Source organism: Acinetobacter chinensis, assembly GCF_002165375.2.
Classification (GTDB): domain Bacteria; phylum Pseudomonadota; class Gammaproteobacteria; order Pseudomonadales; family Moraxellaceae; genus Acinetobacter; species Acinetobacter chinensis.
Genome location: NZ_CP032134.1, coordinates 1,446,045 through 1,471,316, shown reverse-complemented (window position 1 = coordinate 1,471,316; position 25,272 = coordinate 1,446,045). Strand labels below are relative to the sequence as shown.

Annotated in this window: 22 protein-coding genes; 13 read left to right on the top strand and 9 right to left on the bottom strand. The window is 41.8% G+C overall.

Annotation, left to right across the window (positions count from 1 at the left end; genetic code table 11):
• Positions 1-57 precede the first annotated feature (57 nt).
• Positions 58-669, bottom strand: coding sequence for a glutathione binding-like protein (locus CDG60_RS07715; protein WP_087511564.1), 612 nt, complete (start codon positions 667-669; stop codon positions 58-60).
• Positions 670-883: 214 nt separating this feature from the next.
• Here CDG60_RS07715 and CDG60_RS07710 point away from each other — a divergent pair, with 214 nt between their 5' ends.
• The 3 genes from CDG60_RS07710 to trmB all read left to right on the top strand — a co-directional run bounded on the left by CDG60_RS07710 (position 884) and on the right by trmB (position 5,344).
• Positions 884-2,326, top strand: a complete 1,443-nt coding sequence (locus tag CDG60_RS07710) for a SulP family inorganic anion transporter (RefSeq protein WP_087511715.1) — start codon at positions 884-886, stop codon at positions 2,324-2,326.
• A gap of 217 nt (positions 2,327-2,543) precedes the next feature.
• Positions 2,544-4,472 (top strand): sensor histidine kinase, encoded by a 1,929-nt coding sequence (locus CDG60_RS07705; protein ID WP_087511563.1) that lies wholly within the window; start codon positions 2,544-2,546, stop codon positions 4,470-4,472.
• Positions 4,473-4,627: 155 nt separating this feature from the next.
• Positions 4,628-5,344 (top strand): tRNA (guanosine(46)-N7)-methyltransferase TrmB, encoded by a 717-nt coding sequence (gene trmB, locus CDG60_RS07700; protein ID WP_087511562.1) that lies wholly within the window; start codon positions 4,628-4,630, stop codon positions 5,342-5,344.
• A gap of 70 nt (positions 5,345-5,414) precedes the next feature.
• On the opposite strand, the gene CDG60_RS07695 is transcribed toward trmB, so the two are convergent.
• The 3 genes from CDG60_RS07695 to CDG60_RS07685 all read right to left on the bottom strand — a co-directional run bounded on the left by CDG60_RS07695 (position 5,415) and on the right by CDG60_RS07685 (position 10,010).
• Positions 5,415-6,857, bottom strand: coding sequence for a coniferyl aldehyde dehydrogenase (locus CDG60_RS07695; RefSeq protein WP_227542944.1), 1,443 nt, complete (start codon positions 6,855-6,857; stop codon positions 5,415-5,417).
• Positions 6,858-6,970: 113 nt separating this feature from the next.
• Positions 6,971-8,599, bottom strand: coding sequence for a GMC family oxidoreductase (locus CDG60_RS07690; RefSeq protein ID WP_087511560.1), 1,629 nt, complete (start codon positions 8,597-8,599; stop codon positions 6,971-6,973).
• 310 nt (positions 8,600-8,909) lie between these two features.
• Positions 8,910-10,010, bottom strand: coding sequence for an OmpW/AlkL family protein (locus tag CDG60_RS07685; RefSeq protein WP_087511559.1), 1,101 nt, complete (start codon positions 10,008-10,010; stop codon positions 8,910-8,912).
• A gap of 331 nt (positions 10,011-10,341) precedes the next feature.
• Here CDG60_RS07685 and aceR point away from each other — a divergent pair, with 331 nt between their 5' ends.
• The 4 genes from aceR (at position 10,342) to CDG60_RS07665 (ending at position 14,338) form a co-directional block, all read left to right on the top strand.
• A complete protein-coding gene (gene aceR, locus CDG60_RS07680; RefSeq protein WP_087511558.1) occupies positions 10,342-11,232 on the top strand; it encodes an HTH-type transcriptional regulator AceR in 891 nt (296 codons plus the stop codon).
• A gap of 88 nt (positions 11,233-11,320) precedes the next feature.
• Positions 11,321-12,310 (top strand): transaldolase, encoded by a 990-nt coding sequence (tal, locus tag CDG60_RS07675; RefSeq protein WP_087511557.1) that lies wholly within the window; start codon positions 11,321-11,323, stop codon positions 12,308-12,310.
• A gap of 74 nt (positions 12,311-12,384) precedes the next feature.
• Positions 12,385-13,035, top strand: coding sequence for a leucine efflux protein LeuE (gene leuE, locus CDG60_RS07670; RefSeq protein WP_087511556.1), 651 nt, complete (start codon positions 12,385-12,387; stop codon positions 13,033-13,035).
• Between the two features lie 133 nt (positions 13,036-13,168).
• Positions 13,169-14,338, top strand: a complete 1,170-nt coding sequence (locus CDG60_RS07665) for a benzoate/H(+) symporter BenE family transporter (RefSeq protein WP_087511555.1) — start codon at positions 13,169-13,171, stop codon at positions 14,336-14,338.
• On the opposite strand, the gene CDG60_RS07660 is transcribed toward CDG60_RS07665, so the two are convergent.
• Entirely contained in the window at positions 14,325-14,906 is a 582-nt protein-coding gene (locus CDG60_RS07660) for a TetR/AcrR family transcriptional regulator (RefSeq protein WP_087511554.1), read from the bottom strand. The two genes, CDG60_RS07665 and CDG60_RS07660, sit on opposite strands and share 14 nt — an antisense overlap.
• Before the next feature lies 1 nt (position 14,907).
• The gene (locus CDG60_RS07655; protein ID WP_087511553.1) at positions 14,908-15,252 is read right to left on the bottom strand and encodes an SMR family transporter; all 345 of its coding nucleotides are present in this window, start codon (positions 15,250-15,252) and stop codon (positions 14,908-14,910) included.
• 417 nt (positions 15,253-15,669) lie between these two features.
• On the opposite strand from CDG60_RS07655, the gene CDG60_RS07650 reads away from it, so the two are divergent.
• Positions 15,670-16,113 carry a universal stress protein gene (locus CDG60_RS07650; RefSeq protein ID WP_087511551.1) on the top strand — a complete coding sequence of 148 codons (444 nt, stop codon included), beginning with the start codon at positions 15,670-15,672 and terminating at the stop codon, positions 16,111-16,113.
• Positions 16,114-16,216: 103 nt separating this feature from the next.
• Entirely contained in the window at positions 16,217-16,660 is a 444-nt protein-coding gene (locus CDG60_RS07645; protein ID WP_087511549.1) for a universal stress protein, read from the top strand.
• Positions 16,661-16,766: 106 nt separating this feature from the next.
• Here the strand turns inward: CDG60_RS07645 and CDG60_RS07640 are convergent, their stop codons facing one another.
• Positions 16,767-16,979, bottom strand: a complete 213-nt coding sequence (locus tag CDG60_RS07640; protein ID WP_087511547.1) for a hypothetical protein — start codon at positions 16,977-16,979, stop codon at positions 16,767-16,769.
• Positions 16,980-17,293: 314 nt separating this feature from the next.
• Positions 17,294-19,903: an aminopeptidase N gene (gene pepN / locus CDG60_RS07635; protein ID WP_087511545.1), complete on the bottom strand. Its 2,610-nt coding sequence runs from the start codon at positions 19,901-19,903 to the stop codon at positions 17,294-17,296.
• Positions 19,904-20,288: 385 nt separating this feature from the next.
• On the opposite strand from pepN, the gene CDG60_RS07630 reads away from it, so the two are divergent.
• The 3 genes from CDG60_RS07630 to thiM all read left to right on the top strand — a co-directional run bounded on the left by CDG60_RS07630 (position 20,289) and on the right by thiM (position 22,728).
• A complete protein-coding gene (locus CDG60_RS07630; RefSeq protein WP_087511543.1) occupies positions 20,289-20,552 on the top strand; it encodes a hypothetical protein in 264 nt (87 codons plus the stop codon).
• A gap of 131 nt (positions 20,553-20,683) precedes the next feature.
• Positions 20,684-21,856: a hypothetical protein gene (locus tag CDG60_RS07625; protein WP_087511542.1), complete on the top strand. Its 1,173-nt coding sequence runs from the start codon at positions 20,684-20,686 to the stop codon at positions 21,854-21,856.
• Between the two features lie 8 nt (positions 21,857-21,864).
• Complete coding sequence (gene thiM / locus CDG60_RS07620; protein ID WP_087511540.1) at positions 21,865-22,728, top strand: hydroxyethylthiazole kinase; 864 nt, start codon at positions 21,865-21,867, stop codon at positions 22,726-22,728.
• A 44-nt stretch (positions 22,729-22,772) separates the two neighbouring features.
• Here thiM and CDG60_RS07615 read toward each other — a convergent pair whose 3' ends face one another.
• Positions 22,773-23,504: a hypothetical protein gene (locus CDG60_RS07615; RefSeq protein WP_087511539.1), complete on the bottom strand. Its 732-nt coding sequence runs from the start codon at positions 23,502-23,504 to the stop codon at positions 22,773-22,775.
• Positions 23,505-23,775: 271 nt separating this feature from the next.
• Here CDG60_RS07615 and CDG60_RS07610 point away from each other — a divergent pair, with 271 nt between their 5' ends.
• A complete protein-coding gene (locus CDG60_RS07610; RefSeq protein ID WP_087511537.1) occupies positions 23,776-25,143 on the top strand; it encodes an amino acid permease in 1,368 nt (455 codons plus the stop codon).
• Positions 25,144-25,272 lie beyond the last annotated feature (129 nt).

Below are 25,272 nucleotides of genomic sequence, written 5' to 3'. Positions count from 1 at the left end.
TCAATAAAAAAGCAGGCAATCATGCCTGCTTTTTTATTACATAAGTCAGTCGATTCTTTAAGGAATCAGTCCTTCATCACGCATGGCAATCTGTACAGACTGACGCGAACCTACTTTTTCACGCAGTGCATTAATATTTTTATACGCGCTGAGATCATGACCAATCATAGAAGACCAGTTGGTCAGTACAAACAGATAAGCATCTGCAGGACCAAAGTGATCATTGACCAGATAATCATAATCTGACTCCTGAAGATACTTTTCGGTATATTTCAGAATTTTATCTATAGTTGCATAAGCACGCTGTTTTTCTTCAGCGGATAACTCAGGACCAAAAAATACCGCATAGGCATCATGCAGTTCAGAGTTCAGGTAACCAAGCCATTCAAGAACTTTAGCACGCCCAAGACCCGATGGTGGGATTAGATCCTGTTTAGGGTCATGTTGTGCAAGAAAAGGAAGAACCGCCACATTTTCTGTCAGAATCAGACCTGGATTAATTTCCAGTGCCGGCACATAACCCTTTGGGTTAATTTCGTAATAATCCACACCTTTTTCTGTTGTATGTGTTTTTAAATCTACCCGAACCAGGTCAAAGTCCACATTGATTTCATTTAAAATAATATGAGAAGCCAGTGAGCACGCACCTGGAGAATAATACAACTTCATAAATAATCCTTGTTATATAACTCATACTGTTTTAAATGGCTTCAGCACGTTTTGCAAGATGTGAACTGCGCAAAATTGCAAGCAAGCGTAAAAATAAAAACAGACCCACTGTTGTTTGCTGAAATTTAATCCACTTTTCATTGAAAAAATCTCATGCGCTTTTATTTATGAATGGATTAACATAGCCGCTTTCAAAAAAGCGATAAGGTCAGTTGTGATTCACCTGAAAAAAGAACAGTGGTTTTCCAATATCAGAACAGATGTACTAGCAGGTTTAGTGGTCGGTTTGGCGCTGATTCCTGAGTCCATTGCATTTTCAGCAATTGCAGGTGTCGATCCACAGGTGGGTTTATACGCTTCTTTCTGTATTGCAGTCAGTATTGCTTTTTTTGGTGGTCGCCCTGCCATGATTTCAGCAGCAACCGGTGCAATGGCTTTACTGATGATCACCCTTGTTAAAGAACATGGCTTACAGTACCTGCTTGCTGCAACAGTGTTAACAGGAATAATTCAGCTTGTTGCCGGTTATTTTAAAATTGCAAAGCTGATGCGTTTTGTATCGCAGGCTGTGGTTTACGGATTTTTAAATGCACTCGCGATTTTGATTTTTGCAGCGCAGCTCCCTGAAATAAACAAAATGAATGGCTTAGGCTATTTATTTATCGCAGCAGGCTTAGCCATCATTTACCTGTTTCCTTATATCCCTAAAATCGGAAAGCTTCTGCCCTCACCGTTGATCTGCATTATTGTGCTGAGTACTCTGACTCTTTTACTGAATGCTGATATGCGTACAGTCAGCGACCTGGGACAGCTTCCTGATACATTGCCTGTTTTTCTGATCCCTCAGATTCCACTAAGTTTTGAGACTTTACAGATCATTTTTCCTTATTCCATCACTTTAGCCACTGTGGGTTTACTTGAAACCATGATGACCACAACCGTGATTGATGAGATCACGCAAAGCGAAGGTGACCGTCATCAGGAATGCCGTGGTCAAGGGATTGCCAACATCATCAGTGGTTTTATGGGAGGAATGGCGGGCTGCGCCATGATTGGTCAGTCCATGATCAATGTATCATCTGGAGCGCGTACACGCCTGTCCACACTGATTGCAGGTGTCTTCCTGCTCTGTCTTGTTGTTTTTCTGAAAGACTGGCTGGCTTATGTTCCAATGGCAGCACTGGTTGCCATTATGATCATGGTGTCCTTTACAACGTTTCAATGGGCATCTGTCAGACAGTTCAGACAGCACACGACCTCCTTTAATATTGTGATGATTACTGTTGTCATTATTGTACTGAGTACTCACAATCTTGCTTTAGGCGTACTTTCCGGTGTGCTGCTCTCTGCGCTGTTTATGATCAACAAACTTGAAAGCAGTGTCAGAGTTGAGTCTTCACTGAATCAGAACACCCGTAAATATATTGTTTATGGACAGATATTTTTCAGCAGTTCAGAAAAATTTTATCAGTTTTTTGATTTCAAAGAAGCGATTCTGTCTGTTGTCATAGACCTGACGCATGCACACATCTGGGATATCACCTCAGTCAATATGCCGAACACTGTCGTACAGAAATTTGAATCTCAGGGTATTCAGGTCAAAGTCATCGGTTTGAATGAAGCCAGCAGTCTGCTGATTGAGCGTATCAACACTTAGGTAAAAACACAGGTTTTTCAGTAATACAAAGGCGATATACAAGGTTTATGCTGATTGTACATACGCTATGAATCTTGTCTGAATTTTCACAGAAATTTCATTAAATATCGCTGTATATCTGTTCATAAAAAAACTATAATTTTTAGATTAGTCTTTGATATTAAATATTTATTTTCGACTCACCAGTATAGTCATGATGTAGCGGGAAACACGTGTAATGATGCAGAAATCCACTCAATATTCATTTAAGTTCAGTACAGATACTGTTATGACGGTACTCTTCATGTGCTTTATGGTGTTCAGTGGACTTTGCAGTACAGCGTCTGCATCCATTCCCTCACAGAATCCAGCTGATTCGTGCCAGATAAGAGTACAGCAGATTGAAGTGGCAAAAGGCAACCTGAATCAGCCGATGCAGAAGCCTACAGATGGGTGGATCAAGCTTGAAAAACTGCCTGACCGATGGGAAAAACGCTGGCCCGACTTTCATGATATGGCATGGTACAAAGTCCAGTTTGATTATGCATGTAAAGACCCGATCCAGGCTCCGCTGAGTTTCGCCCTTGAAAATATAACCCAGAGCGGCAGAATTTTTATCAATGATGCATTGCTCTGGAGTGATTTATCCTTACAGGAACCTGCTTCACGTAGTCAGTATATGCCTCGCCAGTGGAACATCGCTTCTTCCAGCATAAAGGAAGGTCGAAACATTTTATGGATACAGGTTTATGGCAGTCTTACACAAAAATCTGGCTTAGGTCGCCTGGAGATGGGAATAAACCAGCATGTTTATCCCATTTATAAAAACTGGGTATTAGAAAAACGCACCCTGGCAATCTTCAACGTCATGATCTGTTTTGTGGTCGGTATTTTCTATTTATTGGCATGGTTCACCAACCGAGAAGAACGAAGTTTTTTCTGGTATGGCATTATTAATTTCTGCTGGATTCTATACAGCACATGCTATTTATTGTCCGATCCATTGTTATTTTCAACTACAACACTGGACCGCATTCAGAATATTATTTTCTGTTTTTATACCGTAGCTGGCTGTGTTGCAGCCTGGACCTTTGTACATCTCAGTTTTGCCCGCCTGGAAAAGATTTTATGGAGTTTTTTCTTATGTGCTTCAGTCTGCCTGAGCCTTTCACCACTGTCTCAGCTAAATAGCGTTATACAGATATTTTTTGCGATTGCCATGCTGATTTTTTTAGCAAAATGCATCTGTTTTCCGTTCCTTGCCTATCGTTCAAAACTTCCTGAAAGTTATTTAATGGCAGGTGTGTATTTAATATTTATACCTATTGCTCTACATGATGCACACTTTGTCATTACAATGGAAGGACACCCTCTTTCTCCATATACAGGTCCTTTTACAACTTTAGCTTTAGGTGCGGTTTTAGCATTACGTTTAGCGCGTAACAGTCGTCAGATCAAACAGTTTAATAAAACCCTTTCGGAAAATGTATATCGCGCCAGAGCTGAACTGACTGAATCCTTAGAAAAACAGCATCAGCTTGCACTTGAAAATGTTCGCCTGCAGGAACGTATACATCTTTCCCACGATCTGCATGATGGCTTAGGCGGTTCAATTGTCCGTTCCATGCTGACCCTGGAACATAATGAAAAAATAGAAAAGCCTCAGGTTATGTCCATTCTGAAACTGCTCCGTAACGATTTACGGCAAGTCATTGATTCAGGCTCAAGTCTGACCTCCAAAATTCCGGCCACACCAGTGGAATGGGCAGCACCAATCCGCCACAGATTTGTACAGCTGTTTGAAGAAACAGATATCCGTTCAAAATGGCATTTTGAACAGCAGTGGCAGACTCAACCCAGTGCACTGTACTGCATTACCCTTACACGTATTGCCGAAGAAGCCCTGACCAATATTTTAAAACACAGCAAAGCCACACAGGTTTACGTCACACTGCGTGAAAATGAAAATGGCTGGCTGGTGCTTCAGATTGAAGACAATGGCATCGGCTTTTCTCCTGCTGAAGTGGACTCAGGACTGCATGTCGGACTGCAAAGTATGCGTGCGCGTATAGAACGTATCGGTGGTCAGTTCCAGGTTGAATCACAGCCTGGGCGTACAGTCATTGAAGTTATGCTGCCATTCATACCCGATATTCAACAGACCTGATAATCACTGCTGAATTTCAGTTTCAGTTGCTGTAACAAAGCTTAAAACAGAAGATCCACTGAACTGTTTTATACATAAATTCAGGGCAAAAGGTTTGACTTGTTCAGCTCAGGACTTAAAATACCGCATTCTGAATTTTTAGATTTGCCAAAGTTATGTCAAATGATCAATTAGACCAGCAGGTCGTGGAACTGGATAATCTGAACGAGCACCGTGAAATTGTGACGTTTATGCGCCGTTCTTCTCCACTGAATACTTCACAGCGTACTGCTCTGGAACAATATGGTCATATGATTCTGGAATACCCAGTGGGTGATCTGCGCCAGTACTTTGAGCACCCTGAACGACCACTAACTGTTGAAATCGGTTTTGGTATGGGTCGTTCGCTGGTACTGATGGCAAAAGCCAACCCTGAACGTAACTATGTCGGTATTGAAGTTCATGTTCCAGGTATTGCACAGTGTGTCTATGAGGCTGGCATAGCAGAACTGAAAAACCTGCGTTTACTGGATGCTGATGCGATTCAGGTTCTACGTGAAATGCCTGATAACAGTATTAATGCTGTTCAGCTGTATTTCCCGGATCCGTGGCAGAAAAAGCGCCATTTCAAACGCCGTTTTGTTTCGCATGACCGCATGCCTCTGGTTGAACAGAAACTTGAAATGGGTGGAACATTCCATTCAGCAACGGACTGGGAACCTTATGCAGAGTGGATGCTGGATGTACTAGACAACCGCCCTCGCCTGGAAAATATGGCAGGCAAAGGTAACAGCTATCCTCGCCCTGAATGGCGTCCTCAGACTAAATTTGAACGTCGTGGTCTTGAAGAAGGTCACAAAATCAATGATTTTCTTTTCAAAAAAATTCAGTAATCCTGCTTCTTAAAAATAAAAAAAGCGTTAACTCAGTTTAACGCTTTTTTTATTGGTCACGGATTCAGTTCTATTTCTGAAGCTTTTTTACCGTACCGATAAAGAGCTTATAAATCCACTGCTGTATGGCTGTGCCATAAGGTGGATAAACCAGTTTCATCATGCTGAATTTTGGTCGTTCAAATACAGATTTAGCATGACTGAATGTCTTAAAGCCTTCCACCCCATGATAATGCCCCATACCTGATGGACCAATGCCACCAAAAGGCATATCTTCCTGTCCAACATGCAGCAGCGTTTCATTCAGACATACCCCACCACTGTGTGTATGGTTCAGAACCCGTTGCTGTTCTGCTCGATTATATCCAAAATAATACAGCGCCAGTGGTCTGTCATGTCCATTAATGTACTCAATCACCTCATCCATGGACTGATACGCCACAACAGGTAAAACCGGTCCAAAAATTTCATTCTGCATGAGCAACATATCATCAGAAACTCCTGTCACAATCCTGTGTGCCATACGCCGCTGACTGTCTTCACCTTTTAACAGAATGACATTTGCTCCTTTCTGCTCGGCATCAGTCAGATAACTCTGTAAACGCAAAAACTGCCGCTCACTGATAATGGCAGTGTAATCAGGATTGTTCTGAATATCTCCAGGATAAAACTGCTCAAGTGCCGCTTTGTAAGCAGTAATAAACTGCTCCACCTGAGAGCTGTGAACAAATGCATAATCCGGTGCAACACAGGTCTGCCCTGCATTCATTGCCTTACCAAAAACAATCCGTTTAGCCGTTTCAACCAGTTCAGCATCCGAAGCAACGACTGCAGGAGACTTCCCGCCCAGCTCCAGCGTGACTGGTGTCATATTTTCCGCAGCTGCACGCAACACATGCTTGCCAATGGACGTTGCTCCCGTAAACAGTAAATGATCAAAACCCAGTGCCGTAAAACTCTGAGCAACCTGCGCATCACCAGTAACCACACAGATCTGATCATCAGCAAAATTTTCTGCAATCAGACGCTTAAACAGTGCTGAAAATACAGGAGTAAATTCACTCATTTTCAGCATGACACGATTACCCGCTGCAATCGCCTGTGCCAAAGGACCCACCGCTAGGAACAATGGATAGTTCCAGGGAACCACAACGCCGACAACACCTACAGGCTGATAACAGATATAGGCTTTTGCAGGCTGAAACAGTATCCCCACATCCCTTTTTTCAGGTTTCATCCATTTCTTTAAGTTCTTCAGACTGTGCTTGATACCCGAAATACTGGTCATCAGTTCAAATAGCAAAGTTTCATCTTTACTGCGGTTTGAAAAGTCCCGACTGATTGCCTCAGCGATTTCGTCCTGGTGTCTGACCAGCAGTTCCTTTAAAGTCAGAAGCTGTGCCTTACGTTGCTCAAGCGATGGATAAGGCTGCTGACTGTATGCTTCTTTCTGCTGATGAAAAATCCTTTCCAGCTCAAGTGCCTGATCATCCATGGGAAGTATGGTATTCATATGCATTTCCTTTATTTGATGAAACATGCGTTCAGCGGAGCATATTATTTTTCTCAGCTCCTGCCGAACATCAGCTTCAACTTCAGTATCACTTTATATGCAGTATTTTCAGATTATGCCGATTCTGCCTGCTGTACTGCAAGCTGTTGAGTTTTTCTGATCATATCGACAGCTTTCTCAGCAATCATGATCACCGGTGCATTTGTATTGCCATTTACAACGGTCGGCATAATGGATGCATCCACCACACGCAGATTTTTTATGCCATGCACCCTGAGCTGTGGATCAACCACGGCCATTTCATCCATACCCATCCGACAGCTACCCACAGGATGATAGACCGTATCCGTCCGCTCTCTGAGAATCTGCCTGATTTCATCATCTGTCTGAACATTTTCGGTAAACAGATCTTTTTTACAGTGTTCCGCAATGGATTTTGAGTTTAAAAGCTGACGGGTGATTTTATACGCTTTCACCATCTCCTCCAGATCCTGCTCCTCCGCCAGAAATGCAGGATCAATCAACAGCGGATCTTCAACCTTAGAACCGCTCAGTCTGACTGTTCCGCGACTCAGAGGATTCAACAGGCAGACATGGCAGGAAATACCATGACTGGCGTGAAATTTTCGGGCATGGTCTTCCACAATTGCCACAACAAAATGCAGCTGCAGATTAGGCACTTTCTGTTCTGGAGAGCTTTTAATAAAACCACCGCATTCAGCAAAATTGGATGTCAGCTTACCTGCCTTTTCTTTACGGTATCTGCCAATCTGCTTGAACATATCCAGTGTGCCAGGTATGGAAATTCCAAAAGTGTCCTGCGTATCTTTAGCAGTAAATCCAAAAATAAAATCCGGATGATCATGAAAATTTTTACCCACACCAGGCAGATGTTTTTTGACTTCGATCTGATGCTGATTCAGCTCTTCTTTATCACCAATACCCGACAGCATTAAAATCTGGGGCGACTGAATCGCACCGGCACTGAGCAGAACTTCCTGGCGAGCTTTAATCTGCACAACGCTGCCACCCTGTTTAAACTCAACCCCAGTGGCAGTATTATTTTCAATGATGATTTTCTGAGTCAGAGCTTCAGTAATGACGGTCAGATTTTCACGTTCAAGATGAGGAAACAGATAGGCTTTTGCCACAGTACAACGTTCTCCGTTGACCTGAGTCACCTGATAAACACCCAGTCCTTCCTGTTCTTCACCGTTGAAATCATCCAGAATCTTATAACCTTGCTCTCTTGCAGCCGCAACATAACGCTCATGCCAGATATTGTCCGTTCTTAAATCTGAAACGGACAGCGGACCATCATTGCCATGAAATGCATTGCGTATCCGTTCATTGTTTTCAGATTTTATAAAATAAGGAAGAACATCATCGTATGACCAGCCTGGATTACCTAAAGATGCCCAGTCATCATAATCAGCTTTATTCCCCCGCACATAAACCATCGCATTGATATTGGATGAACCACCAAGCCCTTTTCCACGAGGCTGATAACCCTTGCGACCATTTAAACCTTTCTGAGGAACGGTTTCAAAAGCCCAGTTATTAATTTTAGTGGGTATACTCACGACTGCTGCTGAAGGCACATTGACCGTCCAGCTGTTACCCTTTCCACCTGCTTCAAGCAGACATACAGTGACATCAGGGTTTTCACTCAGCCGACCTGCCAGCACACTTCCTGCACTGCCACCACCAATGACAATATAATCAAATTCTTTTTGTTCCATATTGACCTTATTTGTATTTTTATTTGTGCAGGATCAGTATTGCACTTTCATGCTGTCTATAAAATAGCTTCAGTGATAATTAAAGCAAAGAATGTGAAATAAAAAGCCATCACTTTTATCTAAATAATCCAGATGTGATCTTTTATCTGTATACGTAGAATGTCATGAAGTATATATGAAATGAAAAATCCGGATCTGTACCCGATACAGCTACATTATTTTTTTATTTGAATAAAACGGTACTACTTTTACATCAGACGGATATCCGAAAATGAGTAACAGTAAATCAATACTGTTACTCACGCCATGATCAGAAACGGTAACCTACACCGACATAAGTGATCACTGGGTCAATATCAATTTTAGTCGTTGCATGAATCAGTTTTTCACTGGTGTTTTTATTCATCACATCAATGGTCACTTTATTGTTCAGTTTTGCGTAGGACACAGATGCTGTTGTAAACCATGATGGTGTAATATCATAAGTGAAACCAGCAGTTACAATTGGTGCAATGGCATCACTGGCATCCACTTTGACACGCATATCACCTGAGGATATTTTACCATCCAGTGCAGCACCTGCTTTGCCATCATGAATGTTCTGAATCATATGACCAGCCGCAATCAGATCTGATTCAATACCTTTATTCAACTCGATATCATTAAAATAAGCATACATTAAACCTGCGCCCACAAAAGGTCTGAACTTGTCTATGCCTGGCTTACCAAACTGATACTGTGCTTCAAGTGCAGGTGTCCAGGCACGTGCAGTTGCAGCTTTACTATATGAGTTCAGATTGGTAATTGGTACTGCATAATTCAAGGGTAAATCCTTGTAAAGGATACCTGCTATTCCACCGGGTTTTGCACTTCCAGTCAATGGTGCCGTAATTTCACCTTTTCCTTTAATATCAACTTTAGGTGGAATACCACCTATCAACTGTAGAGACACTTTATCATTTAGATAATAGTTAAACATCAAACCCAATGTATCTATATCTTCAGCCTCAAGCCCAGTACCCTTCGCTCCCCATGATTCCAAACCATCAATAATCGCAGTACCCGCAATATTTTCCCTGATATTACCCTCAGCATCCTTTAATGATCCACCATTACTCCCTAAAGGACCGTTCAATAGTCCCTCCAGCTGATTTTTCAAGTTAGAACCTGTCCCAGTTACAGCATCAGAATCAATTGCTTTAAGAAATCCATCCTGAGAAATTAGACCTACTTTAGCATTGGTACCACCTTTCACTGCTGTATTAATATTAAATGGATTGGCTTTCCCCTGAGGCATGACATGCAACCAACCCGCCGATACAGAAAAACGTTTACCATTTTCTGGGGCAGCTGCTGCATTCTGCATTGCACATACGAGTGCCAGAGGTACTGCTAAATATCCAGGTTTCATCGTCCAACTCCTTGTCTGACTTTTAATTTATGTTACGAATTTTTATTTATAACCACACTTATTAAGTGATTTGTATACATTCAACGTATGTTTGTTTGCAAGTTTTTTTACCACGCAGTAAACATATTTTTGTAATTTTAGTCATTAAAGGTCAATATTTATCACAACAAAGGGAATGCATCACAGTTTTGTTCTTAAATAAATAAAATAATATTAAATATATTATTAGCTTTATTTAACAAATAATTAATTCACTTTTCTCCTATATATTTCAATCTTTCACTATAACTATTAAGATCAGATAAATTCTTTTAAATAATCTGATAAGTTAATGAACATTAATCAGGAACAGTTATCCATTTTTAAGACTGTCATGGAAACAGGCTCATTTTCAGCTGCCGCAAGAAAGATCGGAAAAGTACCTTCAGCTGTCAGTATGTCCATTGCCAATATGGAAATAGATTTAAATCTGACACTGTTTATCCGCCAGGGTCGTGAACCTGTGCCGACTGCACAGGCAATTGCACTGTATGAACGCACACAGAATCTGCTGATTGAAATCAATGAATGGAGACAATATGCACTTTCACTCAGCTCAGGGCTGGAGTCATCACTGAATATTGTGGTCGTATCTGAATTACTGCATACCAACTGGACTGATTATATTGCCCTGCTGGAAAAACAGTTTCCTGAACTTCAGATCAATATTTATTCTGCTCCACAGGAAGATGCCCAGAAAATGCTGACAAATCAGTCAGCTCAGTTTGCCTTGATGTTTGAACGTGAGCAGCTGGAAAGCAGTGAACAGTTTGTTGAGTTAAAACGTGAAGCACTGGTTCCCGTTGCATCTGTTCACCATCCGCTTGCTGCATATGATCAGGTCAGTTTTGAACAGATTCATCAAAGCAGACAGATTGCCGTTGCCAGTCGTGATAAAAGCATCAAACCTGAACTTCTGTTTTCAAAACATCACTGGCGAACTGACAATCATCATTCCGCCTGCAGCATGATTATGCAGAATCTAGGCTGGGGAGTTCTCCCCCTGGAAATGTTTAATGAAAACCCTGAACTTCAGCAACACTTAAAAGTACTGAATTTTCTGGATTTCACACCCAAATTTGAATATTTTGTCGATCTGGTCTGGAACAGGGAAAGTGAACTGGGTTCAGCTGCTCGTTTTTTGATTAATCACCTCCGAAATTTACGAAAAGACGCAATTTAAGCTGCTTAGAATGCATACAGATACTTGGGTTGAGTAAACTTTGTGATATAACTGAATTACAGGCAATAACTTTAAGAATCTGATTTAAATGACACAAACAGCTTTAGACCAACTAAAAAAACTGACTACCATTGTTGCTGACAGCAGTGATCTGACTGCCATTGAAAAATTCCGTCCTCTTGATGCAACAACAAATCCTTCATTGATTACCGCTGCTGCAAGTCAGCCTGAAAGTCGTGAGCTGATCGAAGAAGCTTACGAACAGGCACTCAGCGAAGGATATACTTCAGATCTTCTGGTCGAACGCACGATTGATATTCTGACTGTTAAACTGGGTGTTGAAATCCTTAAACTGATTGATGGTCGGGTCTCAACCGAAGTCGATGCAGCACTTTCATACGACACTGAAGCCACTGTTGCGAAAGCAAAAGAGCTGCTTGCTCTGTATAAAGAATATGGGGTGGATCAGAACCGTATTCTGATTAAAATTGCATCCACCTGGGATGGTATTCAGGCAGCTAGACAGCTTGAAGCTGAAGGTATTCACTGTAATCTGACACTTTTATTCGGTCTGCATCAGGCTCAGGCATGTGCAGATGCAGGTGTTACGCTGATTTCACCATTTGTAGGTCGTATTCTGGACTGGTTTAAAAAAGCTGAAAATGTTGACCATTATCCAGTAGATAAAGATCCTGGTGTATTGTCTGTCAAACAGATCTATCACTTTTACAAACAGCACCAGATCAAAACCGAAATTATGGGTGCAAGTTTCAGAAGTGTTGAACAGGTTCTTGGGCTGGCAGGTTGTGACTTACTTACCGTTTCTCCAAATCTGCTTGCAGAACTTGAAACGGATGATCGTGAAGTTCAGGCTCAACTTTCTCCAGAACATGCTCAGGCGCATGTACAGCATTTTGTAGAGGTTCTGAATCACGACACTTTCAAAACTCAGCTTGAAAATGACCTGATGGCTTTTCAGCTGCTCCAGGGTGGAATTGATGGATTTATCAAAGCACGTCAGCAACTGAACAGCTTATTGCGTCAGTCCTTCGGTCTGGATGCAGAAATTCAGGATTAATGCACTCCAACAGTGCACCTTTAAGGCTGATATTGTTATAATTCTATATCAGCCTTTTTATTTGAGAGTGTCCCGTGTTTGGCATTACAGACGTCACCACTTATATTATTGGGACTATTTTAATTGTCATTCTACCAGGACCTAACTCACTATATGTGATGTCCATTGCCTCCCGTTTTGGTATTAAAACAGGTTATCTGGGGGCACTGGGCGTTTTTACCGGCGATCTGATCCTGATTCTGTGTACAGTATTGGGCGCAGCGTCCCTGCTGCATGCTTTTCCCTGGCTTTTTACCATCCTTAAAGTTTTTGGTGCTGCTTATCTTTCATGGCTGGGCATTAAACTCCTGATTGCCAGTGTCCGTACATGGTCAAATACACCTCAGAAAATGACTTCAGATACAGCTTCTGAAGCCTCTACTGAAGTACATGCCTATCGGACAGCACTGACCATCAGCGTGCTGAATCCCAAAGCAATCTTCTTTTATCTGTCTTTTTTCGTACAGTTTGTTGATCCTGCCTATCCTTATCCTGCGATCAGTTTTGCCATGCTTTCTTTTATTCTGCAGATCATCAGTATGGGCTATCTAACCATTCTGATATTTTCCGGTGTAAAACTGGCAAGCTTTTTTAACAGCAGATACAAATTTGCTGCAATCTGCGTTGCCTGCGTAGGATTCCTTTTCTGTGGATTTGGACTGAAACTTGCTACATCCACGTTATAAAAAAGGAAGATTTATCTGTATATGAGAATATTCATACATTATGTTTATTTCCGATCAACGCTTTTCGCTTACCACAGGAAAGCGTATGATTCACATATTTCTCCAACATCTGGTCAAATAAAAGCAAAGGATCATGCAAAAATTTCTACAGGACTTTTCCATTCCTGCTGTATTCGCAGGTTTTATTACATTTCTGATTGGTATCAGTGTTTCAGCGGTACTGGTGATTCAGGCTGCGCAGATTCTTGGTGCATCTGCTGAACAGATCACTTCATGGTTCTGGGCACTGGGACTCGGTATTGGTCTTTCAGGCTTAATTCTGTCATGGAAATTTAAATATCCCGTTGCAACTTCCTGGTCCACGGCGGGTCTTGCTCTGATTATTGCAACCGGCAGTGGTTACAGCCTGTATGAAGCAATAGGTGCATTTCTGGTCTGTGGTGCAGTCACTGCTGTACTTGGATTTTTAGGAATCTTTGAAAAAGTCCTTTCCTATATTCCACAAAGCCTGACCAGTGCCATGCTTGCAGGTGTATTGCTCAAGTTTGGAATTACGCTGTTTGCGAGCCTGCAGAATGACTGGGGCTTTATTCTGTCATTACTGGCAGTCTATATTTTTTCAAAGCGTCTTTCACCGCGCTACAGTATTGTCATCACTGTGATTGCAGGTCTTATACTCTGTCCATTGTTTATGGACTTTCATACGCCTGCCATTCAGTGGCATCTTGCTGCTCCCGTATGGATGACGCCGGATTTCACCTGGTCTGCACTGTTTGGTCTGGCACTTCCTTTATTTGTGATTAATATGGCATCGCAGTATCTGCCAGGTCTTGCCATGATTAAAAGCTATGGTTATGAACCCCATGTGAACCAGCTGATAGGATGGACGGGAACCATACAGGCAATTCTTGCCCCATTTGGCTGTTATACCGTCAATATCGCTGCAATCAGTGCTGCTGTCAGCCTGGATGATCAGGTACATCCTGATTCATCAAAACGCTACATTGCTGGGATGAGCTGTGGCTTTTTCTATATTCTGATGGGGCTGTTTGCAGCAACGCTGACCAGCCTGCTGATGTCATTTCCACACATTTTCATTGTTGCGCTTGCGGGTATCGCTCTGTTCGGTACCATTAGCCACAATATTGCATTGGCGTTTCACAATGTCGGCGATCGTGAAGCCGCATTGATGACGTTTCTGTTCAGTGCTTCGGGTGTCCAGTTTTTTGGTATAGGCTCTGCTTTCTGGGGGCTTCTGTTTGGTTTTGCTGTCTCTGCTGTTTTAAAATTCAGAGCCCGTTAAATGATTGCGATGAAGCAGGATAAGTTCTTGAAATCAGTTCCTGCTTCATTTTTATAAAATCTTCTGCCAGTTTCATTTCTGCAAATCCGGTCAGCCAGACCCCATCTGCTGCATAGCGCAATATCTTCAACTGCACAGACTGATCCGTATCTGCATGAATGGACAGTCTTTTCTCAAGCCACTGTGCCCAGATTGCGTTTAAATCCGGTTCAGTCAGCATGGTCATGGAAATTGCATCCCAGTATCGGCTTACAGCTGTCGCATTGGCATTCAGCGTAATCTCGATATATGCACGGGTAAAACAGCCATAGCTTTCAGTATCGGCACAGATCAGTTTTTCTGTCTCTGCATCAATCTGACTCATGACAAAATGAAGCATGGCTTCCAGTAATGCCTTTTTATTTGGAAAATGGTGAAAAACACCACCTTTGGTGACTCCGGCCATTTCAGCCACTATCTGTATTGAAACCCCACTGACACCTTTTTCAGCTGCAAGAATCATGGTGTTTTCAAGGATCAGTTTACGGATATGTTCCGGATCTTTTTTCCGCTGATATGCATTGACCATCTTAATGTCCTGAAGAAGCTGAAAACAGATTGATGACCATCACACCCGCGACAATCAGCCCAATACCCGCCATTGCGGGTAAATCCAGCTGCTGGCGGAAAAAAATGAATCCTACAACAGCAGTCAGAACAATGCCAACCCCTGCCCATATCGCATAGGCAATTCCCAGCGGTATAACCTTGATCACCTGAGCAAGCAGATAAAATGCAATCACATAAAGTACAACAACAACAAGCGTCGGTACAGGTTTAGTAAACCCTTCGGATTTGACCAGAAAAGCCGAACCGATCACTTCAGTGACGATAGCACAGGCCAGCAATGCATATGCTGTATAAACAGGATTCATTTTCTCATCCGGAATAAAGATACCAATCGGTTGGTATCTTATAGATTCCAACATAAAAGACAAGGTGTTCAGCTGAAAATCTACAAAAAATATATTTTTAAACCTGGAGTCCCCCCTGCCCCCCCCTGAAAATTGACTGAATCAGGCATGACTCAGACTTAATCAATCAACTACTCTTTAGAAATGTAATCAATAGTATGAAAAACAGAATTTCGGCAATCAAACCTTTATATCGACTGAATCAAAATAGCTTTCATAAATAAAAAAACACACTGCATCACCTGGAATTATCTGTGTCTGCAGACACACTTTTTTAATGAATTTTACGGAATTAAGAGGGCTTAAATTGAACTTGGCAAGGCTCTGTGCTATCAATGAATTGAAAGGCAATGTATATAAATGATAAAGGAGACACCCATGTCCTATAACCATATTCTAGTTCCTGTCGATGGTTCACAAATCTCCTTTTCTGCTGTCCGCCACGCTGCAGAGATCGCAAAACAGTTCAATGCTCAACTCAGTTTAATCAGCCTGGTCGCTGAAGACCCATTCACAGACGTCGATTTCTATTATTCTTCCGCTATTATGAAAGAGTACTTTGTGCAGGCATATCAAAATGCTGAAAAAGCTCTTCAGGAAGCATTGAAAATTGCAGATGATGCAGGCGTCAGCGCACAATCTAAAATTACCAAAGGCGAAGTCTCTGCTGAAGGGATTGTTGATGCAGCAAAAGATCTCAAGGCTGACCTGATCGTGATTGGTTCACATGGTAATAAAGGTTTCAAAAAGTTTCTTCTTGGCAGCTTTGCACAGGATGTACTGGGTTCAACTGAACTTCCGGTTATGGTCATTAAAGCATAACGCTTCAGCCTTACACTTTTCTGAACACTGTTACAGCTCAGTGTTCAGAACCTGATCATGATATTAAAGAATACAAAAGCATAACTTTCACAGGAATATCACCATGACTTATAAACATATTTTAGTACCTGTAGATGAATCCCCTATTTCTTATGCCGCAGTTGAACAGGCTCTTTCCCTTGCTCAGGAACTGAAAAGCACGGTCACTGTTATGAGTGTCATTGCTGTAGACCCATTTGTCGGGGTGGATTTTTATAAAGTTGCTCCCGCAATTACAGACTATTTTATGCAGGCAGAAAAAAATGCTCAGGACCGACTGGCAGAAATTAAGCTGTCTTTTGACCGTGATGGCATTACTGTAAATACACGAGTGGTTCGTGGTGTTGTGCCTTCTGAAGGTATTATTCAGGTTGCTGATGAAGTGGGAGCTGATTTAATTATTATGGGCTCACATGGCAGAACCGGCTTCAAAAAGCTCATGCTTGGAAGTGTAGCTCAGAATGTTCTGACTCAGTCCCCTGTTCCGGTACTGATCGTCAAAGTCTGATCAGCCAGAACTGTAATAAAAAATCCCTCTGTACCGAGGGTTTTTTTATGCATTTATTTTCGGTAACAGATCAGCCCATTTGCCTGTATACATCAGACACCACTGACTATCCACCAATCGCCTTATTCAGGGTAAACAGATAACTTTCTGCTTCAATTCCATTATCAAATTCTTTCTGATACAGACCTGTGGTCTGTACACTGTTTGGTGTGTATTCAACCTGAACATTGAATCGACCATTGGCTGCACTTTTTTTAATTTTGACAGCGATAATATGCTGAGAATTTAAATAAAACCCATCTTCAATTTTTACTAACATATCAAGCTCCAAACAGATTTCATTTCAGATATTTAATGCTCATATATTGGATACAACACCATTGAGCCAAGTCAGTCATATCTGAATTTATGTGATAATTTTAACTTACTTATTGTGTTTAATTGCGGTAAATAAACATTTATTCATTTTCTTTGATTAATTTAACAACAAAACAAAAATAAGATCTTTTAAGTTTTGTTAATCAATACTGTTTGTCACGGATATAAGAATCATTTCATTGCAAAAATTGAAGGACTGAAAATAAAACAGCCTGCATAAGCAGGCTGTTTTTATACTGAACCAGTAAGAGTAAATTAAATACTCAGCATACTGTTCAGTGTTTCACTGACATTCTTTGATTTAACCTGAGGCTTCAATGCTTCAAGTGCTGTTTTCACTTCACTGCGCTGAGGTTCAGCCAGTGTATACCAACGGCTCAGAACCTGAAGTAAACGTGAACCTACGATTGGATTTTTCTCATCCAGGTATTTTGCCAGCTGAATAAAATGCTGAACACCAAAACTCCAGGTATTTACAGGATTGGCATTCAGGCCACCACTGACAGAACGGATACGGTTCGGTGTACTCAGATCATAATCAGCATGAGAAGTTAAATACTGAACCGTCTCTGCTGTTGCCTTTGGATGTGCTGCCTGAATCATAAACCACTGATCCAGAGACAGTGCTTCATCTTTGAAACGGGTATAGAAATCCTGCAATGCATCTTTAGCCTGAGCCGCATCATTCCATACCAGTACTTTCAATGCACCCAGGCGTTCCGACATATTGCCTGTCTGCTGATATTGCTGATAAGCCAGATCAAAGACTTCCGCATCACCCTGACGAGCCATTAAACTGAGCATGATATTTTTCAGCGCACGAACGCCCATTGCCTGTGAAAACTCTTTCTGTTCTTCAGGCTGAAGTGACAGATACGTTTCTTTCACAAAATCACCCAGATTTTTTGCCAGCTGATTCAGCAGTGCTTCCCGAGCTTCATTTACGACTGCCGGATTATAATTCTGGTCAATACGGCTGCCTAAATAGCCCTCAGCTGGCACATCAAACAGACGTGAAGCCAGTAACGGATCTTTTGCAATCACTGCCGGTAAAGTCTGCTGAATTGCATTCAGATAAATCTGTGCATCATGGCCATTCAGTAAAATGCGCTCAAGTAAGGTCTGTGTTGCCTGCCACTGGTTAAAACCGTTGGTTTCATACTGCAACAGAAATGCCAGTTCTTCATCAGAATAATTAAACTCAAGATTTACAGGTGCAGAGAAATTACGTAACAGTGAGGCAACAGGTTTTGCAGACACACCTGTAAACTCAATCGTTACTTCTGGCTGATCAAACAGATAAACACCATCTTTCACATTATTTTCCACAATAGCTGTGGAGTGCAGTGTTTCCTGCTCGCCTGTCTGTGCATTGAACAATGCCAAAGCCACAGGAACAGGTAATGCTTTTAAGTCTGGATATTTTGGATGTGTTTTCAGACTTTGTTTTAAATGAAGACGATACGTCTGATTTTCAGCATCATATTCACCTTTGGCTTCCAGTTTTGGTGTACCCGGCTGGTTATACCAAAGCAGAAACTCAGATAAGTCCACACCAGAACCTGCAGTCAGAGCAGCAACCCAGTCTTCAACTGTAACCGCCTGACCATCATGGCGTTTAAAATATTCATCCGTTCCCTTACGGAATTTTTCCTTGCCCAGTAAGGTCGCCATCATACGGTTAATTTCTGCGCCTTTTTCATAAACAGTCGCTGTATAGAAATTATTGATTTCAACAAAATGATCCGGACGTGGTGGATGCGACAGAGGCCCTGCATCTTCAGGGAACTGATGCGCTTTTAATACCGCAACATCATCAATGCGCTGAACCGCTGCTGACTGTAAATCTTCAGAGAACGACTGATCACGGAAAACAGTTAAACCTTCTTTCAGACACAGCTGGAACCAGTCACGGCAGGTAATACGGTTACCTGTCCAGTTATGGAAATATTCATGGGCAATTACAGACTGTACACGCATGATCGCTGCATCTGTGGTGTATTCCTCATCTGCAAGTACGCATGAAGTATTGAAAATATTCAGCCCTTTATTTTCCATTGCACCCATGTTGAACTGACTGGTTGCCACAATCATGTAGTTGTCCAGGTCATAAGGACGACCATAATGCTCCTCATCCCAGCGCATGGAATGTTTTAAGGCTTCCATAGCAATATGGCATTTTGGAATGTCTTTTTCTTCTGCATAAATTTCCAGCGCCACGTCACGACCTTCAGAAGTCGTATAACGGTCTTTCAGCACAGCCAGGTCACCGATCACACAAGCAAACAGATAAGATGGCTTTTTAGTCGGATCTTCCCAGATCGTATAGTGACGTCCTTCACCCGCTTCACCCGCTTCAATCAGGTTACCGTTGGCAAGCAGAACCGGATATTTTTTATCTGCTTCCACACGCGTGGTAAAAACAGACAGTACATCTGGGCGGTCTGGGTAGAAGGTAATTTTACGGAAGCCCTCAGGTTCATTCTGAGTCACAAATAAATCACCACCTGCCAGATACAGTCCTTCCAGCTGAGTATTGGTCTCAGGATGAATCACCACTTCTGTTTCAACAACAGCTTCATCCGGTGCATCACTGATGCTGAGCTGTTCAGCATCGAGCTTATACTCACTTTCAGACAGTTGCTTACCATTGATACTGATGGATTTCAGTTCCAGATCACGACCCAGTAATACCAGGTCTCCAGGGGTCTGACGCTGCATTTTCAGTGTTGCAGTAACGAGTGTCTGCTCCGCAAAAACACGGATATCCAGCTGAATGGATTCAACACTGAATGTCGGCTTCTGATAATCTTTTAAATAAACAGTCTGATCTGCTTCAACCACTGGATGTGCTGCAATATTCATATAATGTCCTGATTCTTCCGTCTGACGCAGACTGAGTGTTGTGAAATGAACCGATCAAAGATCAGATTCCACAATTTGTCTGTTCTGTTGCTTTACCTTTCAATATGGGTCTTTATGCAACGGTTTTCAATCCATGCCTGTAAAAAACCACTCAGGCAGATGAATATTTGCACAATACTTAAAGCGATATTGATAAATGAATGATTAAGCAGGCTATATGTACTGAACCGAAAAAATAAGCTCTTGATTGATATCTGTTTGGCATTGTTGCTGTACAGATTTAAAAATTTTTCTTCAAAACAGATACATTTTGAGCACATTTTTTGCTTGTTATCTTCTGTGCAAAGCGCACTATAAAAATCTACCTATATAAATGAGGTGCAGCATGTATTTAAAAGAACATATCGTCCGTGTTGAAAACATCAGGACCATGAAAGCACTGGATGCAGCAAACATTGATCACAAAGTGATTGCACTTTTTATGAGCTGCGAAGGAATTCCAATGAAACCTGGTGAAGTCAGTGCCATTCTGAACAGTTATGACACACTCGGTTCCAGAAAAATTCTTCAGAAAAAAGTCCGTGCTCTACTCAATGCAAAACATGATGGACTGGAGGATGAATCATTACCCTGTCCTGCCGCCTATTGATTCAGCTCATTTATTCTTCATCTACACGAGCAGCTCAGGCTGCTCTTTTCATATTTCAATACCACTGCATTTATCATGGCAGACATGTGTATAATCAATCCTGTGCTTCAGATTTTTCAGGAAAAAGCTCCATGCTTCCATTACATATTCTGCAAAAACAGCTCGATGAAAGTGCATTTTGCCCATTATGTAAAGGTTCGATGTACTGGATTGAAGCAGAACAATACGACCGCGAACTGAATTTTCATGAATGCAGTTACTGTGAACACCGTATTTATGCAGATCAGAAACAGAGCTGCCATTGCGAAAGCTGTGAGAAAAATAAACGCAAACTCATCAAGGAAGCGCTGTCCAAAGAAAGCTACAACCTGAAAAACAAAGGTAAAGATAAAGACATGGTTGAGCATAAACTCAATCAGCTCAGTTTTATTCAAAAACTGTTTTTACTTTCCATACTGGATGATCAGGTTTCTGAAAGTTCACATCACCATGAATACATTGACTGGGAAAAGATTAAATACGTTCCTTTTTCTCCCAACTATCAGTATCAGAAAAGACTGATCAATCAGATGCTCGACCAGCAGATACTGATCTCAAGAGATTCTGCTGACACGGCGGGTCAGTACTATATTAATGTACGTCTCGATGGTTATTCAGAACCGAGTCTATACAGCATCACCTTCCGCTTAAGACAATGGTTTTACGAAAATCTGTCACAGGGCATTCCCTTTAAAAGTGCCGATGAAGTAAAAGATGCGATTTATGAACTGCTGTATGAAAAAATTGTTCAGTTCATGCAGTACTACTGTCGCTTATGGCAGGTACAGATTTCTGGAAACAACAGCTTTAAAGCCTTGTGTTACCGCCTGCTGGACAGCCTTGCCTGTGGACAGATTTTCTATCTGGTTCAGACCGCTCTGGATTATCTGCATTCCAAAAAACTTCTGCAGCTCCGTAACGAAAAATTCATCAATACCAATCTGCTGAAAAAAACAGTGGAACAATACCGTGAACGTGGACTGCAGGAAAAATGGATCACGACAACCTTGCCTCACCCTCCGCAGATTCCATTCAGTGGTATGGCAGAAATCCTGTTCTTCAGATTTCTGGGCTATGATGAAATGATTTTTGTACAGCCCGTCTGGAAAATCTGGGAAAAAATAGAACCACGGCTTAAGTTCTATGCACTGAAACGCTGTATGCATTGTGGTTCAGATGAACTTGATATTGAATATGATGCACATAACCATATTTCGCTGTTCTGCAGAACCTGTAAACAGCAGGATCATTATTTTACACGATAGGTCTGCACATGAATCATCCTGAACATTTAGAAAATATCCTGACAGATACCTTAGTGACAGAACCCGATGCTTTACTGCAAAAAGTTACAGAGGCATGGCGACAGCTTCAGATTCAGCAGCCTTTAGTGCAGTGTATAACCAATTCTGTTGCAGCCAACTATGTTGCCAATATTTTACTGGCAGCAGGTGCATCTCCTGCCATGATTGATAACCCTTTTGAAGCAGAAGCATTTGCACAGGTGGCTGCTGCCGTCAGCCTGAATACAGGCACACCGACATCTGAACAGATGGAGGCCATGCGCATTGCTGCACGTACTGCTCACCAGACGGGTACGCCCTGGGTTATTGACCCTGTAGGTTACAGCCCTTTACTCAAATGGCGTTCTGATCTGGTCAATGAAGTTTTACAGTACAAACCTGCCGTTATTCGTGGGAATGCTTCCGAAATCAGTACGCTGGCAGGGAATCAGGTCAACAGCAAAGGTGTGGACAGCACGCTCAGCAGTAATGAAGTCTACAGCCAGGCAAAAGTTCTTTTGAACCATGCCGAATGTATCGCAATTTCTGGCGAATCCGATTATATACTGTGCAGAAGTACTGAGCAGATTATCAAAATTAATGGCGGTTCACATTTACAGCCTAAAGTAACGGCTACAGGCTGTGCACTGGGGGCATTGATTGCAGCCTATACCGCCATCACTTCAGTTGAGATTGCGACCATTGCTGCGCATGTCCATTTTGCCATAGCAGGCAAACTGGCTTATGAAACGTCTCAAAAAACTGGAAGTTTCAATGTTGCATTTATGGATTATATCAACGGAATGAATGCTGAACTGATTCAGCAATATGCGGATATCGAACTGGTATCCTGATGAGTCCTTAAAAGATGCTTCAGCTCTGAACAGGCTTTTGGGACTCAGCTCAGGCGTCTGTCCAGAAACACATTCATTGCGGTTTCTGTCAATGTTCTGCCATCGAGTTTACACAGACAAATCATTCCCTTTCCATAAAACCAGTCTGGAGCATGTTTCGTAAAAAAAGCACTGTGACTGTCAGGAACAATACCGCAATGCATCAGCTCATCGGCAGAAGGTACCGGTAAATTACAGTCCTGAATATAAATATCCTCGCCCCGCTGTTCTACATCAGGCTGTCTTTGGGCAATAAAATTCAGCATTTCCCTGTATTCCCTAGGGCTGTTCTTATCTTTGCGTGGAAAAAAATGTGATGATCGTGAAGCAAACAGCCCATACAGTCTGGGTTGAGCCAGTGTCGTAACAAACCAGTAAGGCGTAAATGGATATTTCATTCTATGGTTCATAATGAGCCGTACAGCCCCATTCAGTGTCTGATCCAGTTTTCTGTAGTCAGGCAGAAAACCTGCACGTGATGACACAATCAGAACCATACCCGTTTCTGTTTCAAGCTTCAGAATCGGAATAATATTCTGCCCGATCAGCCTGTCTTCGCAGAAATACTGAATCACATAAACTGAAATTGCTGCGGGATCATAAACAAAGTCCATGAAGCTCTGATCTGTCGTTTCAGGAAAAATCTGCTTATCCAGTTTCAGCATATCCTGAAATACGCAGTTTTGTTTTAATAAGGATATTTTCTTTAAATCAAATACAACTTCTGAAACATACATGATGGTTATTCCATTTCAGAAAATGGCATCTTATTTTTTTTGAATCCCTGTGAATATCCCTGAAATCAGGTATTTGTACTCAATGGTAAAGTGGTGGAATCCCACTGTAAATCATAACATTTACGATAAAATACTGATTATTTAAAGAAATTCAGCCCATCCATTTTATATAAACATACATTTCATAAAAATAATTTTATGAAATCATAATTTTTTATTATAATTATAATTCCTCCTTTCTTCTCATCTCCCCTTTCAGAATTGGTTTTCAATGTCAGCACGCAACAACAGCCAGCTTAAACATGGACTGAGCAACCGTCATATTCAGCTTATTGCTTTAGGTGGTTCCATTGGAACTGGATTGTTCCTTGGTATTTCTCAGACCATTAACCTGGCAGGTCCTTCCGTTATTTTAGGTTATGCCATTGCCGGTTTAATTGCATTTTTTATGATGCGCCAGCTCGGTGAAATGGTGGTGGAAGAGCCTGTCAGTGGTTCATTCAGTTATTTTGCTTATAAATTCTGGAGTCCCTTTGCCGGCTTTATGTCGGGCTGGAACTACTGGGTGCTGAATGTGCTGGTATGTATGGCTGAACTGAGTGCAATCGGTTTATATATTCATTACTGGTGGCCTGAGATTCCGACCTGGGTTTCTGCACTGGGATTTTTTATTCTGATCAATGTCATTAATCTGACGCATGTGAAAGTCTTTGGCGAAATGGAGTTTCTGTTTTCCATCGTTAAAATTGCAGCCATTATCGGCATGATCGGATTTGGTGCCTGGTTACTTGCCAACGGTCAGGCAGGTGAAACCGCTTCTGTCAGTAACTTATGGGCTTTAGGTGGATTTTTTCCACATGGTCTTTCTGGACTGGTGATGGCTATGGCCATTATCATGTTTTCTTTCGGAGGGATTGAACTCGTTGGTATAGCCGCAGCTGAAACCAAGAATCCGACTCAGACCATTCCTAAAGCGGTTAATCAGATTGTCTATCGGGTGTTACTGTTTTATGTGCTGACTATTTTTATTCTGCTGTCTTTATTTCCATGGAATCAGATTGCAGAAGGCGGTAGCCCATTTGTACTGATTTTTGACTCACTGGGCAGTCAGGGCGTTGCCACTGTTTTAAACTTTGTGGTACTGACGGCAGCCATTTCTGTCTATAACGGCACCAGTTACGGCACCAGTCGTATGCTGCTTGGGCTGGCAGAACAAGGCAATGCACCCGCATTTTTAAGCAGAATCAATAAACGTGGAATCCCTTATGCGGCAATTTTATGTTCTGCTGCAATTACACTGATCTGTGTGGTACTGAATTATATCTTTCCGGACAAAGCCTTCAAACTGCTGATGAGCCTGGTTGTATCAGCAATTGTGATTAACTGGATGGTGCTGTCACTGACTCATCTTAAGTTTAAGCGGCATCAGCTGAATTTAAATAAAAAGACACTGTTTCCAGCAATTGCTTATCCGTGGACAAATTATATCTGTGTCGCCTTTATGCTCGGCATTCTTGTTATTATGTGGAATACACCTGATATGCAGATTGCAGTGATACTGATTCCTGTATGGATTGCGTGTTTAAGCCTGGCTTACTGGTTTAAACAGAAAAAAGGTAAAACGGCTGCAGAAAAATAGTCGTGGCTGTATTTATAGGTCTAAGATAAGTGCATGGACAGCATCTTTAATGGCACCCTTCCGCTAAAGATGCTGTCCATAGAATCAAAGCCAGTCTCCCAAATGTCTTTGATTCAATAAGATTATTTT